Source organism: Sphingobium sp. V4, from assembly GCF_029590555.1.
Classification (GTDB): domain Bacteria; phylum Pseudomonadota; class Alphaproteobacteria; order Sphingomonadales; family Sphingomonadaceae; genus Sphingobium.
Window position 1 is genome coordinate 1711286 of the sequence record NZ_CP081001.1, and the last position, 14704, is coordinate 1725989.

Here is a 14704-nt window from a genome sequence, read left to right on the forward strand (position 1 = left end):
GCCGGTTCCCCAGGGGAGCCGGCCCTTTTCCATTCATATCGAACAATCAGAAGCGGAAGCTGGTCGTCACCATCACGCTTTGCGTGTCGAACTTGTCGCCGCGATTGATGCTGGCGCCGCCCGACGGGGTGATCCGGAAGGGATTGGTCGCCGGCGCGCTGCCCGCGCCGACATCGACCCGATAGTCGCCGACATTGTAACGGGTCCACAAATAGCGCGCGCCGATCGAGAAATTGCTCGAAACCTTGGCCTCGACACCGCCGCCCATGGTCCAGCCCCAACCATCCTCGCTCCGGCTTTCCTCCGTGAAGCTGTTGACGCCGTTACTGGTGTTGAAATTATTTTTCACCTTGGCGTAGGCCAAGCCTCCGGTGATGTAAGGCATTATGCCGCCAGGCGTCGTATAGCCCAGCCGCGCGCGCAGATTGGCATTCCAGTCGATCTTGCGCCGCATGGTGTAGAATGCCGGGGTCGTCGAAAATTCGCTGACCTTGTCGTCGACATAGGCTTGGCCGGCTTCGGCGACGACGCCAGCCACCAGGCTGCCGAACTGCATGTCATAGCCGACATGCCCCATCCAGCCGATCGCGTCCTTGTCGCTGTTGCAGCCGGCGCCCGGAGTCGCCCCGCGCGCCGCGCCGCCGCAGGTGCCCGGCGAAAAGGCATTGGCGCCGGCAGCGGTGGTCACGGCATCGTCATAGACGCCGTCGGCATCGGTATCGAAACGCAGATGCTCGCCGCCATCCCGCTTCTGCCAATTATAGCCGAACGAACCGCCGACATAGGGCCCGGTCCAATCGACCCCGCCGCCGCTGTCCTGCGCAAGGGCCGGCGTCGCCAGAACAAACGCCAGGGTGGCGCCAAGCGGCGCGATCGCGATCAACTTCATAATTATTTCTCCTCGCCTGAGCGGTCATTCGATCCGCCATCGCCAGCGCAAACGAGCCACCCCAATTTTTGTTGCACTGCAATCTGTTACTTTTCTTTGCTGGGGTTGCCCGCTTGCAACCCTTGCGCCCTTCGCCCGCCCGCTTATAGCTTGTGCCCATGTCCGAAGACCTGTTCGCCGCCAACACCTCACCCACGCAGCAATATGATGCTTCCACTATCGAGGTGCTGGAAGGACTGGAGCCGGTGCGCCGGCGTCCGGGCATGTATATCGGCGGCACGGACGAGCGCGCGCTGCACCATCTCGCCAGCGAGGTGCTGGACAACAGCATGGACGAAGCGGTCGCGGGTCACGCCACCCGGATCGAGGTGACGCTGGAAGCGGGCAACCGTCTGACCATCACCGACAATGGCCGTGGCATTCCCGTCGATCCGCATCCCAAATTCCCGGACAAGTCGGCACTGGAGGTGATCCTCACCACGCTCCATTCGGGCGGCAAGTTCGAGGGGAAGGCTTATGCCACCTCCGGCGGCCTGCATGGCGTGGGCATTTCGGTGGTCAATGCGCTTTCCACCACGACCGTGGTCGAAGTGGCGCGCAACAAGGAGCTGTTCCGCCAGAGCTTCTCGCAGGGGCTGCCCAGGACCGCGCTGGAGAAGGTCGGCGCGGCGCCCAACCGGCGCGGCACGTCGGTCAGCTTCATTCCCGACACCGAGATTTTCGGCGAACAGAAGTTCAAGCCCGCCCGCCTCCACCGCCTGGCCCGATCCAAGGCCTATCTGTTCGCGGGCGTGGAGATACGCTGGAAATGCGACCCCTCGCTCATCAGCGACGACACGCCCGCTGAGGCTGTCTTCCAGTTTCCCGGCGGCCTTGCCGACCATCTGAAGGAGCAGGTCGGCGACCGCGACTGTGCGACCAGCGTCTTTTTTTCGGGCAATCAGGATTTCCCGGGCATAGCGGGCCGGGTCGAATGGGCGGTCGCCTGGCCGCTCTGGTCGGACGGCAGCTACAGCTGGTATTGCAACACCATTCCGACGCCGGACGGCGGCACCCATGAGGCCGGCCTGCGCGCCGCGTTGGTGAAGGGCATCCGGGCGTTCGGCGATCTTGTCGGCCAGAAGAAGGCGAAGGACATCACCGCCGACGATATCATGACCTCGTCGGAGATCATGCTGTCCGTCTTCATCCGCGATCCCCAGTTCCAGAGCCAGACGAAGGATCGGCTGACCAGCCCCGATGCGGCGCGGCTGGTGGAAAATGCCGTGCGCGACCATTTCGACCATTATCTCACCGACCATATGGACCGGGGCAAGGCGCTGCTAGCCTATGTGCTGGATCGCATGGACGAGCGCCTGAAGCGCAAGCAGGAGAAGGAGGTCAAGCGCAAGACCGCCACCAACAGCCGCAAGCTGCGCCTGCCCGGCAAGCTCACCGACTGTTCCAATGATGATCCCGAAGGCGCCGAAATCTTCCTGGTCGAAGGCGATTCCGCCGGCGGTTCCGCCAAGCAGGCGCGCGATCGCAAGACCCAGGCGATCCTGCCGCTGCGCGGCAAGATCCTCAACGTTGCATCAGCGAACACCGCCAAGATACTGGCCAACCAGGAAATTGCCGACATGATCCTGGCGCTGGGCTGCGGCACGCGCAAGGACTGCAATCCCGACAATCTGCGCTATGAACGCATCGTCATCATGACCGACGCCGATGTCGATGGCGCGCATATCGCCACTTTGCTGATGACCTTCTTCTTCCAGGAAATGCCGGAACTGGTGCGGCGCGGGCATCTCTATCTGGCACAGCCCCCGCTTTACCGCCTGGTCGCGGGCGGCAAGAGCCTGTACGCCAAAGATGACGCCCATCGCGAGGAACTGCTGGCCAAGGAGTTCAAGGGCAAGAAGGTCGATATCAGCCGCTTCAAGGGTCTGGGCGAAATGAACCCGATGCAGCTGCGCGAAACCACCATGGACCCCAAGACACGGATGCTGATCCGCATCACGCTGCCCGACGATGTCGAGGACCGACAGCAGGTTCGCGACCTGGTCGACCGGCTGATGGGCACCAACCCCGCCCACCGCTTCGCCTTCATCCAGGAAAATGCCGCAGCGGTGGACGAGGAAGCGATCGACGCGTGAGGACCGGACCGATGGCTTTTCCTTCGGTCCGAAACCGGCGGAGGTAGCGCGTGCGTCCATGGTCGATCCTGTTCGCGCTGATTCTCCTGGCCCTTCCCATGCGCGCATCGGCCCAGGCCGATCCGACCTATCGATCCCGCGCCGAACAACTGGTTCGCATCCTCGCCGCTCCGGGTGACGAGGATGATTATTTTGCGCCCCTCTTCCGCGACGCCGTGCCGGTCGATCGCTGGCGCGCGGTCGCGGCCGATCTGCGCGCCCGGCACGGCCAGCCCCTTTCCCTCGGATCGGTCCGCAGCGAGACCGCAACGGCCGGCCAGGTCGAAATCCGATTCGAGCGAGCAACCGTGGGCTTCACCCTCGTCATCTCCCCGCAACCGCCCCATCGCGTGATCGGCCTGCACATCATCGGCGCGCGTACCGCCCATGACAGCCTGGACAAGGTGATGGCCGACATTGCCGCCCTGCCCGGCTCGACCGCCTTCGCCATCGCCAGGCTGACCGACGCAGGCCCGCAAATATTGTACGGCCATCGCACCGATACGCAGATGGCGACCGGCTCCAGCTTCAAGCTCTACATCCTCGCGGAACTGGCGCGCGCCGTCGCGGCCCGCGAACATCGCTGGAGCGACAGCATCCCGCTCGGTCCGAAGAGCTTTTCGGGTCGGCTGGCGGCGTGGCCGGACAAGGCGCCCATGACGCTGCACAGCCTCGCCACCGCAATGATCGCCGAAAGCGACAATAGCGCCAGCGACACGCTGCTGCTCGCGCTGGGCCGCGACCGGGTCGATGCCATGCGGCAAGCCGCCGGTCATGCCGATCCTGGAACGGCATCGCCGCTGCTCACCACGGCCGAAGCGTTCGCGCTCAAGATGCCCGCCAACAGCGATCTGCGCCGGCGCTTCGAGGCGGGTTCGCCCGCTTCGCGCCGCGCGTTGCTGCGAGAATCTGCCCAGCGACTGACCGCGGACAAGGTCGATGTGGGCAGCGTCGCCGAAATGCCGGTCGCGATCGAGAGCGTCGAATGGTTCGCAAGTTCCCGCGACATGATCGCCCTGCTCGACTGGCTGCGCCTTCATGGCGGCGACGCGCTGCCGATCCTGGCCGTCAATCCCGGCATTGCCCCGGCGGACGCGCGGCGCTGGCGCTATCTGGGGTACAAGGGGGGCAGCGAACCCGGCGTCATGGCGATGAACATGCTGGCGCAAGGGAGAGACGGCGCCTGGTATGCGGTCAGCGGAAGCTGGAACAACCCCGCAGCGCGGCTCGACGAGGCCAGATTCGTCGCGCTGATGACAAGGGCGCTGAACCTCTTGGCCGGGGATATTCACTGACCGGGTTGCTGCGCCTGCCGGTTCCGCCTTGTCGCGCCGATATCTAGATCGCTGCCAGTTCCACAGCGCGGGCAAACACCGCATCGAGCATGTCCGCCGTCAGCCGGCCGATATTCTGATTATATCGGGAGCAATGATAGCTGTCGATCAGCATCCGGCCATCGGGCATCCTATGTTCGGCCTGATGGGCAAAGCGCGCCTTGGGCAGCTTGCCGCCCAATATCTTCACCGCCGACTGGTGCGCGACCTCCCCCAGCGCGACGAAGGTGCGAGCGCGAGGCAAGGCCGCGACGGCATCCGCCAGGAACGGGCGGCAATTATGGATTTCCTGCGGCACCGGCTTGTTCTGCGGCGGCAGGCATTTGACCGCATTGAGGATGATCGCCCCCCGCAGGACTAGGCCATCGTCGGGGCGCCCGTCATAGCGCCCTTCGACCAGTCCATGCCGTGACAAGGTCGAGAACAGCAGAGTGCCGGCATGGTCGCCCGTGAACGGGCGTCCGGTCCGGTTAGCGCCCTGCCGGCCCGGCGCCAGGCCGATGATGGCGATGCGCGCCTGGGGATCGCCAAAGGCCGGCACCGGCGCATTCCACCAGTCAGGATGTTCGGCGCGGCATTCCTCGCGCAATGCGACCAGCCGGGGGCAGCGCGCGCAGTCGCGCGGCGGCTCGGTTTCAGGCAGGGGGCTTTCCAGGATCATCGCAAGCAGATAGGCGCAGCCCCATGGTGGACACAAGAACCCACATCTATGCGCTGGCGCTGGGATCGAACCGGCCGCTTTCCGCCCGGCGCACGCCGCCCCGCCTGCTCGCGGAGGCGACGGCGCTGATCGCAATGGAAACCCGATTGCGAGCGGTGTCACCGACCATCGCGACGCCGCCACTCGGTCCGTCCGCCCGTATCTTCGCCAATGGGGCGCTGCTGGTGGAAAGCCCCCTCGCCCCGCCGGCAATGCTCGCCCTTCTGCAACAGGTCGAAAACCACCTGGGCCGCCGCCGCCATCGTCGCTGGGGCGCGCGCAGCGTCGACATCGACATCATCCTCTGGTCTGGCGGGCGATGGGACAGCCGGACACTGACGATTCCCCATGCCGCCTTTCGCAGTCGGGCCTTCGTTCTCAACCCGTTGCACGCCATCGCGAGCGGGTGGCCCGATCCGGTCACGGGACTGCGCGTCCGCCATCTGCGCGCGCGCCTGCAAAAAGCAAAAGCGAAACGCGCGACAAGAGGTTGACCATCCGCCCCGCCCCCTCTAGGGGTCCACCACCTCTTCGGGGGCCCTTAGCTCAGTCGGTAGAGCAACTGACTTTTAATCAGTAGGTCGCTGGTTCGAACCCAGCAGGGCTCACCACCCCCCCCCGGAACAGCATGAAATCGTTGGAAAACCGTACTCCAAACGGTTCCAAAACCGTACAGTCTCCTGAAACGGTCCCCCCGAATGCCGTCCCTAATGTCGAGGTAAAGCCTCGGAATTATTCGATAATCAAGTCATCCCGCGTCTACCGAAAGTGTCTATCGAACTAAACATATTTGCTCGTTAAGCATCGGACGGGCCAGCGTCTAACGCGCCCTCGCTGCGTAACCCGAGGATAGAGATCATGCCTCTGCAAAATCGCGTCGATCCATTCGGCAACATTATGGCGCATAACTCGCGCGGCATGCTGATGGTGAATCGCGGTCGCCTTCATGATGAGAACAAGCAAACGGCAGCAAGGGTTGGACAACCAAAGCTGGGTCACCTGTGCCTTGAGTGTCAACCGCGGGAGGCGTGAAATCATGGCGCCCGGTAGCTATTATACCAAACTATTCTTCCTCGACGAAGCCACCGCCCTTGCAGCAGGGCATCGGCCTTGTGGGGAATGCAGACACGAAAATCACAAGGCATTCGTTGCCGCCTGCAAGCGGGGCCATGGGCTCGCCGAGGATCACAGGCTCACTGTCAAAGATATCGACACCATCATGCATCGCGATCGCAAGCAACTCTTCCAAAGCCGCAGCCTTGTCGATCCCAATAGCATTCCAGACGGCGCCATGGTCGCCCATTCAACCAGCCAGGTGTGGATCAAATGGGTGGACGGTTTTTATCCATGGTCCTTCGATGGTTACGGTCCAAGGCAAAGCACACTCGACAGGCCGGTTACGCTGGTCACACCAGCCAGCACAACTCACGTCCTCCATGCCGGATGGTTGCCCCGATAATGCCGAGATGGTCGCTGACAAACGGAATCCAGCAGACCTCACCACCTCCCGTCCCCGATAATTGATTCCATGCGAGCCCGGTCGCGGCATTTGAGTGTCGCCGGGAATGGTTCGGTGCTAGTCCATAGGGACTAGGCCGAACGGGTGAGGGATCGCCATTCTGCGCATCGTACCGGCCTGAATATGCAGCGCCCTGCCCCCGGTGCAGCCTATAGCCTCTCCCGCATCGAGGAAGGTGGCGATGCAGATCGATTCGGGTACGACGCAGGAATTCTGGCAGGGCGGTGAAGATGCCCCGAGGGCATCGGTCAGGCGCCTTACGATCGAGCGGTGCCGGATTGCGTTGTGGTGGCTGATGCTGGTGGCGGTCGTGGCCGTCGCGATCATGAACCTGCGCTTTCTCTGGATAGATGTGCCGCGCATCATGCACCGTGCCGTCGATCATCTGGAGCATGACCGGTTCAAACTGTTCCTGCATCTGTCGACCGCACCCTTCATCCTGGTGACAGGCGCGGTGCTTTTCCGAAGGGCCTTGCGCGAACGCTGGCCCCGGCTGCATCGTTGGGGTGGGCGGATATATCTGAGCGCGGTGCTGGTGACTGCTCCGGCCACATTTCTGATGGCGCTACGGGAGACCGAGGGACCGCTGACAGTGTTGTCGTTCGCGACCCTTTCAATCCTGTGGTTCGGCACCGCGCTGCTCGCCTGGCGGGCGGCGCTGCGGCGGGACCATAATACCCATGGACGCTGGATGGTGCGCAACTACGCGCTGACATTTACGAACGTGACCTTCCGCGCGGAGTTGCATCTCCTGTTGTTGCTCGGCTTTCCGCTGCCGCTCGTCTATGAACCCGTCCGCATCCTCCAGATCATTCCCAACCTGATCGTTGCGGAACTGATCATTCGGTCGAGATTTCTCACGGCTGCGAAATGGTCCAGCCTGCGGCTGGGCCAACGGAAAGAATGGTCGATTACAAGGACCAATAGTGGATCGGGGACGGGAACAACCGCGAATCGAAGCGGCTCCTGACATCCGCGAACATCCCTGCGGGATTAAGCATGTCGCGGAGATCTTCGGACGACAGCTGGTCATAGACGCGATGCGGCACCGCCAGAACCAGCGCGTCCAGTCCGGCAAACATGGTCAAGGGCGTGGTTCCGGCGCCGAAAAGCCGACCAACATCGGCTTCGTCCGCGATCGGATCGTGCAGCAACACATTCAGCCCATAGTCCCGCAGGGTCCGTACCATGTCGACCATGGCCGAGTTGCGAAGGTCCGGCACATTTTCCTTGAATGTCAGCCCGAGTATCCCCACCGACCCGCGCGCTAGCGCGACGCCGCTGATCGCCAGGGTGCGAACCACCTGCCCGGCGACATAGGCACCCATGCCGGCATTGATCCGGCGGCCCGCGAGAATGACCTCCGGATGATAGCCGAGTTGCTGTGCCCTTGCGGTGAGATAATAGGGATCGACACCGATGCAGTGCCCGCCGACCAGGCCGGGATGGAATTTCAGGAAATTCCACTTGGTCCCGGCGGCGGCCAGAACGTCGCTGGTGCGGATGTCGAGCAGATGGCAGACCTTCGCCACCTCGTTCATCAACGCGATGTTGAGATCGCGCTGGGTATTCTCGATCACCTTCGCGGTTTCGGCGACGGCGATGGAGGGAGCGCGGTGCAGACCGGCGGGAACGATGCGGCCATATATGGCGGCCACTCGGTCCAGCGTCGCCATGTTCTGGCCTGCGACGATTTTCACGACATCCGCGATCCCATGCTTCGTATCGCCGGGATTGATCCGTTCGGGACTATAACCAAGGACGAAGTCAACGCCGCGCGCCAACCCCGACGCCTGCTCGAGCAGCGGACCGCAGACATCCTCGGTCGTCCCCGGATAGACGGTGGATTCGATGACGACCGCCGCACCAGGCCGCATATGCGCCCCGACGGTCTCGCAGGCCGCGCGCAGCGCACCAAGGTCGGGGCAATGATTGGCGTCCACAGGCGTCGGCACCGTGACGATCCAGAACGTCACGTCGGCAAGATCGTCCGGGCGGTCGGTCAGCACTAGCCCGGTTGTCCGCAACGCTTCGACGCCAATCTCTCCCGTCCAGTCATGGCCGTCGCGCAGCGCCGCGACGCGCCGGTGATCTATGTCGAAACCGATGACCGGCAGGCCCGCGCCGGCAAAGGCAATGGCCAATGGTAGTCCGACATAGCCAAGGCCAATGACCGCGATCCGCTCCTGCCCGTTCATAGGCATCACGCAGCCAAGCCCGCAGCGTCGGACCTTTCCCGTCGGCAGGAGGAAGCCAGTTCGGCCATCGTCACGCTGGTCATGCCAAAATCATCGGCCATCCTTCGATAATCGTCCAGGATTGCGCCCAACATGTGCAGGTTCTGGTCAATATCCTGCCCGAAATTCTGGGGATGCCACCAGATATGGCATATTCCGCGTCGCTGCGCGGCACACCGCATACGGCCCCTGATCCGGATGCGCTGGAGCTGGTCGAGCGCGGTCAGCCGGATCTGCGCCGGGCGCAAGAAGTGAGAGGCGGCGATGTTCACCAACCCCGCCGTCACGACCGGACGACCGGGCGCGTTAGGTGTCAGCGGCAGATAAGTTTCCGCCAACCGGGCGGCGCGATGGCGCAGATGGTCCCCCCGTCGCGGACGACCGTCATGGGAGCCCCCCTGCTGCGTTCCCCTGAAGCTCTCATATCCTGCAGATCGGCAAAGCGGCAGATAGGCTTCCTTCACCTGATTGCGCGGAAAGACGAGGCTTTTCAACTCTACGCCCAGCGAGGCCGCCGCTTTGGAAGCCGCTGCGAGGTCCGCGGCGAAAGATTCCGGGTCATTACCGTCTTCAAGGGCGTAATAATGCGAGAAGCTGTGGCCCGCTATCTCCTGCCGAGGATAGGCCCCGATCCGCCGCAACAGCGACCGACCGAAATGAAGCGGGTCTTCCCGCTCGTTACGACCGACATCGTTCAAACGGGCATAGGCGGAAAGGGCCGGATCGGCATAGCTGGGCCGCTGGGCAGGCAGTTGGCTCAGCATCTCGTCCCTCTCATCGAAGAACAACAGGCCAACCGTCGCCCATGTGAGCGCGACATTCCGCTCCGCCACCAGGTCGAGGATGCGCGGAATCGCGCGACGGGCACCATGATAGGCCGCCAGTTCGGCCGGGCCGATCCGTTGCGGCTCGCTGCCCCAGGCCTGTTCAAGGTCGAGGGAGATGACCAGCGCTGGAAGGCATCCTTCAGCAGACAATCGCGCGCTCCAGGGATAGAGGGAACCGAACTCAATCTACCCGCACCGAGCCGCCATGCCTCGTTGACATAACGGCGCGCCCAAGCGCATCCGACGTACCGATTTTGGGCTAAGGCAACCGGCCCGCAATCGACATTGCCCCGACCCGGCGCCTGCATCAGCTTCCTACCAAAGTGATCGAAGGAAGGCACGTGTCCAGCTCAGTTTCGCGATGTCGAGCCGATGCGGAGTCTATCCATCGGACGGACATATTGATCATCGGCGCCGGTCCCTCCGGCCTCACCGCAGCCGACCGCCTCGTCTCGGCCGGACGACGGCCACTGATCGTCGAGCGATCCCCGCATGTCGGCGGCCTGATGCGATCCCTGCGTCACGGCCGCTTCACGGTCGACCTGGGCCGCAAGGAACTCTATGCCCGCATTCCCGAGATCGACGCACTGTGGACAGGGCTGCTCGGCGACGCCCTGAAACCCTACTCCCACCGGATCGGCAGCCTGTTCGCCGGACGGATATTGGAGCTGGCCGGCCAGTTTCGTGGCCCGACGCGCGGTATGCCGCCCGGTCTGCTGATGCGCGGGGGCTGGGATCTGGTACGCGGCTGGATCGACGGAGCGATGCGCAGGCCCGACAGCTATGAACGTTTCTGGCATCAGCGCACGGGGCGTCGCTTTGCACAGGTACTGGCGCAGGGCTATTGGGAGAAGTTTCGCGGTCGCCCGTGGCGCGACATGCCGGTTCCCGAAGAGCTGGCGGACGGCGAACGGGGCGGATCGCACAGTTTCGCGGCGGTAGCGCAGGGACTTAGGCTGGCCGCGCGAGGCGGTGTCGGCCGCCAGTCCAGCTGGCGCCATCCTGCGCTCGGCACAGGACAGTTGACCGACCAACTGGCCCGGCGGGTAAGGCAGGGCGGCGGCGAAATCCGTCTGGAGACGGAAGTCGTAGCGCTGGCGCCGGACGCGGATCAGTCCTTTTCGGTGACTTTGCGCCATCGCGGCGATGCGATACGGTGCCATGTCGGTACCGTCATTTCCAGCTTGGCGCCCGACGCGCTCCAGTCACTGCTGGTGCCCGGCGATGAACACGGACGCGCCGATCCAACCCGCTGTGTGGTCATGGTCTATCTGTTCCTCGATGAGCCGCCCCGCTTTCCCCATGCCTGGTTGGAAGTGAATGACCCGATGGTGCAGGCCGGCCGGATCACCAATTATGCGGCTTTCGGCGGAGACATGGTGCCGCCCGGGATGACCGCACTGTGCGTTGAGTTCTTCCTTGACGAGGATGATCCGAGACATGGCCGTTCCGATGGGGATTGGATCACGCTCGCCATCGACGAATGCCGCTCCAACCGGTTGATCCGGCCCGATCATCTCATCGACACGCGGATTCATCGCCTGACCCGATGCAACGCCGCCGCCAGCTGGCGCGAGGCACAGGACCGCCGACACGGTGCCTTCTACCAGCGGCTGCCCCTGTATCCGAGCCTGTTTCACGTCAATCGACCGGGAACCGACTGGGCGAGCTTTGCAGGGGTTTGCGCGGCGGACGCGATTTTGGCTGGTAACCGCAGGACCTTCGATGCGCGCGCCGACCCCACCCGCAGCTATGCGGCGAGCAATGAGGCTGCGACGCTGATGCGATCGGAGGTCACATGCAGCGCCCCCTGATCGTCATCGCGGGGAGCCTGTCGGTTTCGCTCACCAACTTCCGCGGGCCGCTGATCGCGCAACTGGTCAGCACCGGATACCGCGTCATCGCCTGCGCGCCCGATACGAACCCAGTGGTCATCCAGGAAATCCTTGCGCTCGGCGCCGAATTCCGGGTTGTTCCGATGCGCCGGACCGGGCAGAATCCGCTGCACGACCTGCGGACGCTCTTCTCCTATATCCGCCTCCTCCGACGCGAACGCCCAAAGGTCGTTCTTGCTTACACGCTAAAGCCGATCGTTTACGCTGGACTAGCTTTGCGCTTCTTCCACGCTCCCCGCTTCGTCGCGATGATGACGGGTCTGGGCTATGTGTTCGGCGAAACCGGCAGCAGCGGATGGCTGCAATGGCTGACGGCCCGTCTCAACCGGGCGGCATTGCGCCGGGCGCAGGACATCCTCGTCTTCAATCGCGACGATGCCGATGAACTGTTGCGGCGTCGGATGATCGACGATCGATCCTTGGTGACGCTGGTTCCCGGGTCCGGCGTTGATTTGCAGCGGTTCGCCCGACGCCCCTTGGCCAACGGAATGCCTGTCTTCCTGCTCGTCGCGCGATTGCTGGCCGACAAGGGCATAGGCGAATTCGTCGCAGCAGCCGCAATCGTACGCGCCAGCTTCCCCGGCGCGCGATTCCAGTTGCTCGGCCCGTTCGACTCCAATCCGGCCGCCATATCGCCTGCCCAAATCGAAAGCTGGGTCAGCATGGGTAATGTCGAATATCTGGGCAGCACGCGCGACGTTCGCCCCTTCTACGCGCAATGCACGACCTGCGTCCTGCCCAGCTACCGGGAGGGCCTCCCCCGGACAGTGATCGAGGCAATGGCGACGGGCCGTGCGATCATCACAACCGATGTTCCAGGCTGTCGCGACACGGTGGAGGTCGGCAGAAACGGCTTTCTGGTGCGCGCGCGCGATGTTCAGGATCTGGCCAACGCGATGATGCGTTTCTGCCATGATCCTTCGCTGGCAACCCGAATGGGCGAAGCGTCGTATCGCATGGCTACCGACAGGTTCGACGTGCGAAAGATCAACCGGCAATTACTCGACATCATCGGCCACCTCGCCCGGAGAAGCAATCCGGAAGACTTGCCGTGTGTCCCCTTGTCAGCACAATGCCACAGGTCCATGCAGTGAGCGGAACGGATCGGACGGGGCGACGGAAATTTTGCGCTCGTCACACGAACGTACAATTCGCCGATCCGCTGTCGACCCATCGGAGCGGAAATGGACGATCCCCTGGAGGATGCTTATCGGAACAGCGGAAGAGTATCTATCCCATGCATCGCACGAGCACTTCTGCCACAATCATTACCGGACCGCATCGGCAGACCGTCGACATGTCCAAGATAATGGGGATTGAACATCCCCATCTTCGCCAGCGCTTCGAGATCGGTGATTTCGAGCGTGCGGTGACGCCAGTAAAGCAACCCGGTCGCTCGGAGCAGATTGATGCTGCGATTGACCTGTACCAAGCTCAGCCCCGTGCAATCGGCGATGTCTCGTTGCGCCATCGGACAATCGACCCGGCCCTTTACCCCACTGGTTCCCAGAGCCGACGCGCGCACATATAGTTCACACAGAAGATGAGCGATCCTTTGCGTGGCGCCGAAACGGCCGAGCGTCGAAATCCACTGGCGCTGGATAGCCAGCGTCATGCTCAAATCCCATCGCAGCGCACGTTCGATGCCCGGCACCTGTGCCGTCATGACCGCAAAATCGGCATGGGACAGTTGGGCGAATGCGAGCGGAGACAGCGAGCAGGCGGAGTGATCCTGATGAACCTGGGCGACGTCATGCCCGAAAATATCTCCGGGCATCAGGATCTGGACAATTTGCCGCGTTCCATTTTCGAACTGATGATAACGACATGCCCATCCATCGAGGATGATCCGCACGCATGAGGCCGGATCGCCATCCGCATAAATGTCCTGACGTGGTTTCAGTTGGCGCAACTGTCGACATGCGACTTCCGCCAGCGCCAGCGCCTCTTCGGAAGACAGGCCAAGTTTCCGGCCGATCTTACTGGCATACCCTTTTAGCACCACAGCCTCCACGGACGTGGCTTAGAACGCCTCGACCCGTTTTGAACTTTTAATACAAAATATCTAAAAAGTAACCATGGCATTCGTTGCATTAATTACCATGGAAATCGCAGACAGTATCCATCAGCAAAAATTTCTCATTAACACATTATAGCACTCTCACGGTTGACTGATTTCAACATTTATAAGAATATGATTATCATTATCAATTGCATTTTTATCTTCAAATCTTTTCAATAATAAAATCTGTATACTATTTCCCCACACCTCATGATGATCCAAAATCATCTAATGTCGGCTTGGAGCAGGTTGCTGGCGATAGCGACAACTTGTGTGCGGTTAGTCGCACCGAGCCGACGCATCAGTTCCTTTACATGAGCCTTTACCGTCCTCTCACTGATCGTGAGCCGGACAGCAATCTCCCGATTGGTCATACCACGAGCAACGCCTTCAAGCACTTGGCGCTGCCGTTGGGTCAAACGTTCGTCATTACTGAGCAAGCCGGCGGCAGACAGGAAGTTGGCTTGCAACGGTGGCCCCGAAAGCACGGACCGCGGGTAGATGATGCACCCGCGTCCAACAATGCAAATGGCATCCTTGGTCAGTTCGAACGACATCTCGCTGTTTAGATAACCGTCAACGCCCAGACGCATTGCAGCCGACGCATGCTCCATGTCGGTATGAGTAGTCAGCAGGAGAATTCGCCCATTCGGCGCGGCGATCTGCAAAGGACCGATCATTTTGGCAAGGATAGCCTGGTCGAATGCGTCCGAGGCCAAATTGAGGAGGACGGCGTTGAACAACCGCCGTTCAGACAGGATGGTGGCTGCCTCCCACACGCTGCCAACCGCTGCGACGGAACGTATCTCCGGCGTGTCCTGGAGCGCTGCCATCAGGCAATCGCGCGTCAATGAGCGGGGATCAATCACCAGCAGATGCAGTTCGCGCAACATATCGCGCCCTGCCGCCGCAAGCCCTCCCTCAATTGCGATTAAGTCTGGGGGCAACGACTTGCCCTTTCTAGCAAAACGGTCACCGGTCCGCCAATCTGGCCCGTCCGTATCCTGCATCAGTGCGGTTCCATATAAAGGCCCATTTCCCGCGTTAGCGGAGCAAGCCGATTGAGC

Annotated in this window: 13 protein-coding genes and 1 tRNA gene; 7 read left to right on the forward strand and 7 right to left on the reverse strand. The window is 62.3% G+C overall.

Annotation, left to right across the window (positions count from 1 at the left end; all coding sequences use genetic code 11):
• Positions 1-46: 46 nt before the first annotated feature.
• Entirely contained in the window at positions 47-889 is an 843-nt protein-coding gene (locus K3M67_RS08610) for an outer membrane protein (RefSeq protein WP_066859068.1), read from the reverse strand.
• A 158-nt stretch (positions 890-1047) separates the two neighbouring features.
• Here K3M67_RS08610 and parE point away from each other — a divergent pair, with 158 nt between their 5' ends.
• Both parE and K3M67_RS08620 read left to right on the forward strand, forming a co-directional pair.
• The gene (gene parE / locus K3M67_RS08615) at positions 1048-3024 is read left to right on the forward strand and encodes a DNA topoisomerase IV subunit B (protein ID WP_066859067.1); all 1977 of its coding nucleotides are present in this window, start codon (positions 1048-1050) and stop codon (positions 3022-3024) included.
• A gap of 50 nt (positions 3025-3074) precedes the next feature.
• The gene (locus K3M67_RS08620) at positions 3075-4358 is read left to right on the forward strand and encodes a serine hydrolase (RefSeq protein ID WP_232313740.1); all 1284 of its coding nucleotides are present in this window, start codon (positions 3075-3077) and stop codon (positions 4356-4358) included.
• Between the two features lie 43 nt (positions 4359-4401).
• Here the strand turns inward: K3M67_RS08620 and K3M67_RS08625 are convergent, their stop codons facing one another.
• Positions 4402-5058 carry a uracil-DNA glycosylase gene (locus tag K3M67_RS08625; protein WP_066859066.1) on the reverse strand — a complete coding sequence of 219 codons (657 nt, stop codon included), beginning with the start codon at positions 5056-5058 and terminating at the stop codon, positions 4402-4404.
• A gap of 23 nt (positions 5059-5081) precedes the next feature.
• Between K3M67_RS08625 and folK the strand changes: the two genes are divergently transcribed.
• Entirely contained in the window at positions 5082-5591 is a 510-nt protein-coding gene (gene folK, locus K3M67_RS08630; protein WP_066859065.1) for a 2-amino-4-hydroxy-6-hydroxymethyldihydropteridine diphosphokinase, read from the forward strand.
• A 41-nt stretch (positions 5592-5632) separates the two neighbouring features.
• Positions 5633-5708, forward strand: a tRNA-Lys gene (locus K3M67_RS08635).
• A gap of 452 nt (positions 5709-6160) precedes the next feature.
• Here K3M67_RS08635 and K3M67_RS08640 read toward each other — a convergent pair.
• Positions 6161-6400 carry a hypothetical protein gene (locus K3M67_RS08640; RefSeq protein ID WP_285831285.1) on the reverse strand — a complete coding sequence of 80 codons (240 nt, stop codon included), beginning with the start codon at positions 6398-6400 and terminating at the stop codon, positions 6161-6163.
• Between the two features lie 397 nt (positions 6401-6797).
• Here K3M67_RS08640 and K3M67_RS08645 point away from each other — a divergent pair, with 397 nt between their 5' ends.
• A complete protein-coding gene (locus K3M67_RS08645) occupies positions 6798-7586 on the forward strand; it encodes a DUF2306 domain-containing protein (RefSeq protein WP_285831286.1) in 789 nt (262 codons plus the stop codon).
• Here K3M67_RS08645 and K3M67_RS08650 read toward each other — a convergent pair.
• Entirely contained in the window at positions 7528-8820 is a 1293-nt protein-coding gene (locus K3M67_RS08650) for a nucleotide sugar dehydrogenase (RefSeq protein WP_285832915.1), read from the reverse strand. The genes K3M67_RS08645 and K3M67_RS08650 overlap by 59 nt on opposite strands.
• Positions 8820-9830 (reverse strand): polysaccharide deacetylase family protein, encoded by a 1011-nt coding sequence (locus tag K3M67_RS08655; protein ID WP_084439019.1) that lies wholly within the window; start codon positions 9828-9830, stop codon positions 8820-8822. The genes K3M67_RS08650 and K3M67_RS08655 overlap by 1 nt, the downstream gene beginning before the upstream one ends.
• A 251-nt stretch (positions 9831-10081) precedes the next feature.
• Between K3M67_RS08655 and K3M67_RS08660 the strand changes: the two genes are divergently transcribed.
• Positions 10082-11494 (forward strand): FAD-dependent oxidoreductase, encoded by a 1413-nt coding sequence (locus K3M67_RS08660; RefSeq protein ID WP_066858659.1) that lies wholly within the window; start codon positions 10082-10084, stop codon positions 11492-11494.
• A complete protein-coding gene (locus tag K3M67_RS08665; RefSeq protein WP_285831287.1) occupies positions 11479-12669 on the forward strand; it encodes a glycosyltransferase family 4 protein in 1191 nt (396 codons plus the stop codon). The genes K3M67_RS08660 and K3M67_RS08665 overlap by 16 nt, the downstream gene beginning before the upstream one ends.
• A gap of 113 nt (positions 12670-12782) precedes the next feature.
• On the opposite strand, the gene K3M67_RS08670 is transcribed toward K3M67_RS08665, so the two are convergent.
• Positions 12783-13589: a Crp/Fnr family transcriptional regulator gene (locus K3M67_RS08670; RefSeq protein ID WP_084439017.1), complete on the reverse strand. Its 807-nt coding sequence runs from the start codon at positions 13587-13589 to the stop codon at positions 12783-12785.
• 272 nt (positions 13590-13861) lie between these two features.
• A complete protein-coding gene (locus tag K3M67_RS08675; RefSeq protein WP_066858650.1) occupies positions 13862-14647 on the reverse strand; it encodes a response regulator transcription factor in 786 nt (261 codons plus the stop codon).
• Positions 14648-14704 lie beyond the last annotated feature (57 nt).

Coding starts and splice junctions, on each gene's coding strand:
- K3M67_RS08610 (WP_066859068.1), bottom strand. CDS start 889: ATGAAGTTGATCGCGATCGCGCCGCTTGGCGCCACCCTGGCGTTTGTT.
- parE (WP_066859067.1), top strand. CDS start 1,048: ATGTCCGAAGACCTGTTCGCCGCCAACACCTCACCCACGCAGCAATAT.
- K3M67_RS08625 (WP_066859066.1), bottom strand. CDS start 5,058: ATGATCCTGGAAAGCCCCCTGCCTGAAACCGAGCCGCCGCGCGACTGC.
- folK (WP_066859065.1), top strand. CDS start 5,082: ATGGTGGACACAAGAACCCACATCTATGCGCTGGCGCTGGGATCGAAC.
- K3M67_RS08640 (WP_285831285.1), bottom strand. CDS start 6,400: ATGGGCGACCATGGCGCCGTCTGGAATGCTATTGGGATCGACAAGGCT.
- K3M67_RS08645 (WP_285831286.1), top strand. CDS start 6,798: ATGCAGATCGATTCGGGTACGACGCAGGAATTCTGGCAGGGCGGTGAA.
- K3M67_RS08650 (WP_285832915.1), bottom strand. CDS start 8,820: ATGCCTATGAACGGGCAGGAGCGGATCGCGGTCATTGGCCTTGGCTAT.
- K3M67_RS08665 (WP_285831287.1), top strand. CDS start 11,479: ATGCAGCGCCCCCTGATCGTCATCGCGGGGAGCCTGTCGGTTTCGCTC.
- K3M67_RS08675 (WP_066858650.1), bottom strand. CDS start 14,647: ATGCAGGATACGGACGGGCCAGATTGGCGGACCGGTGACCGTTTTGCT.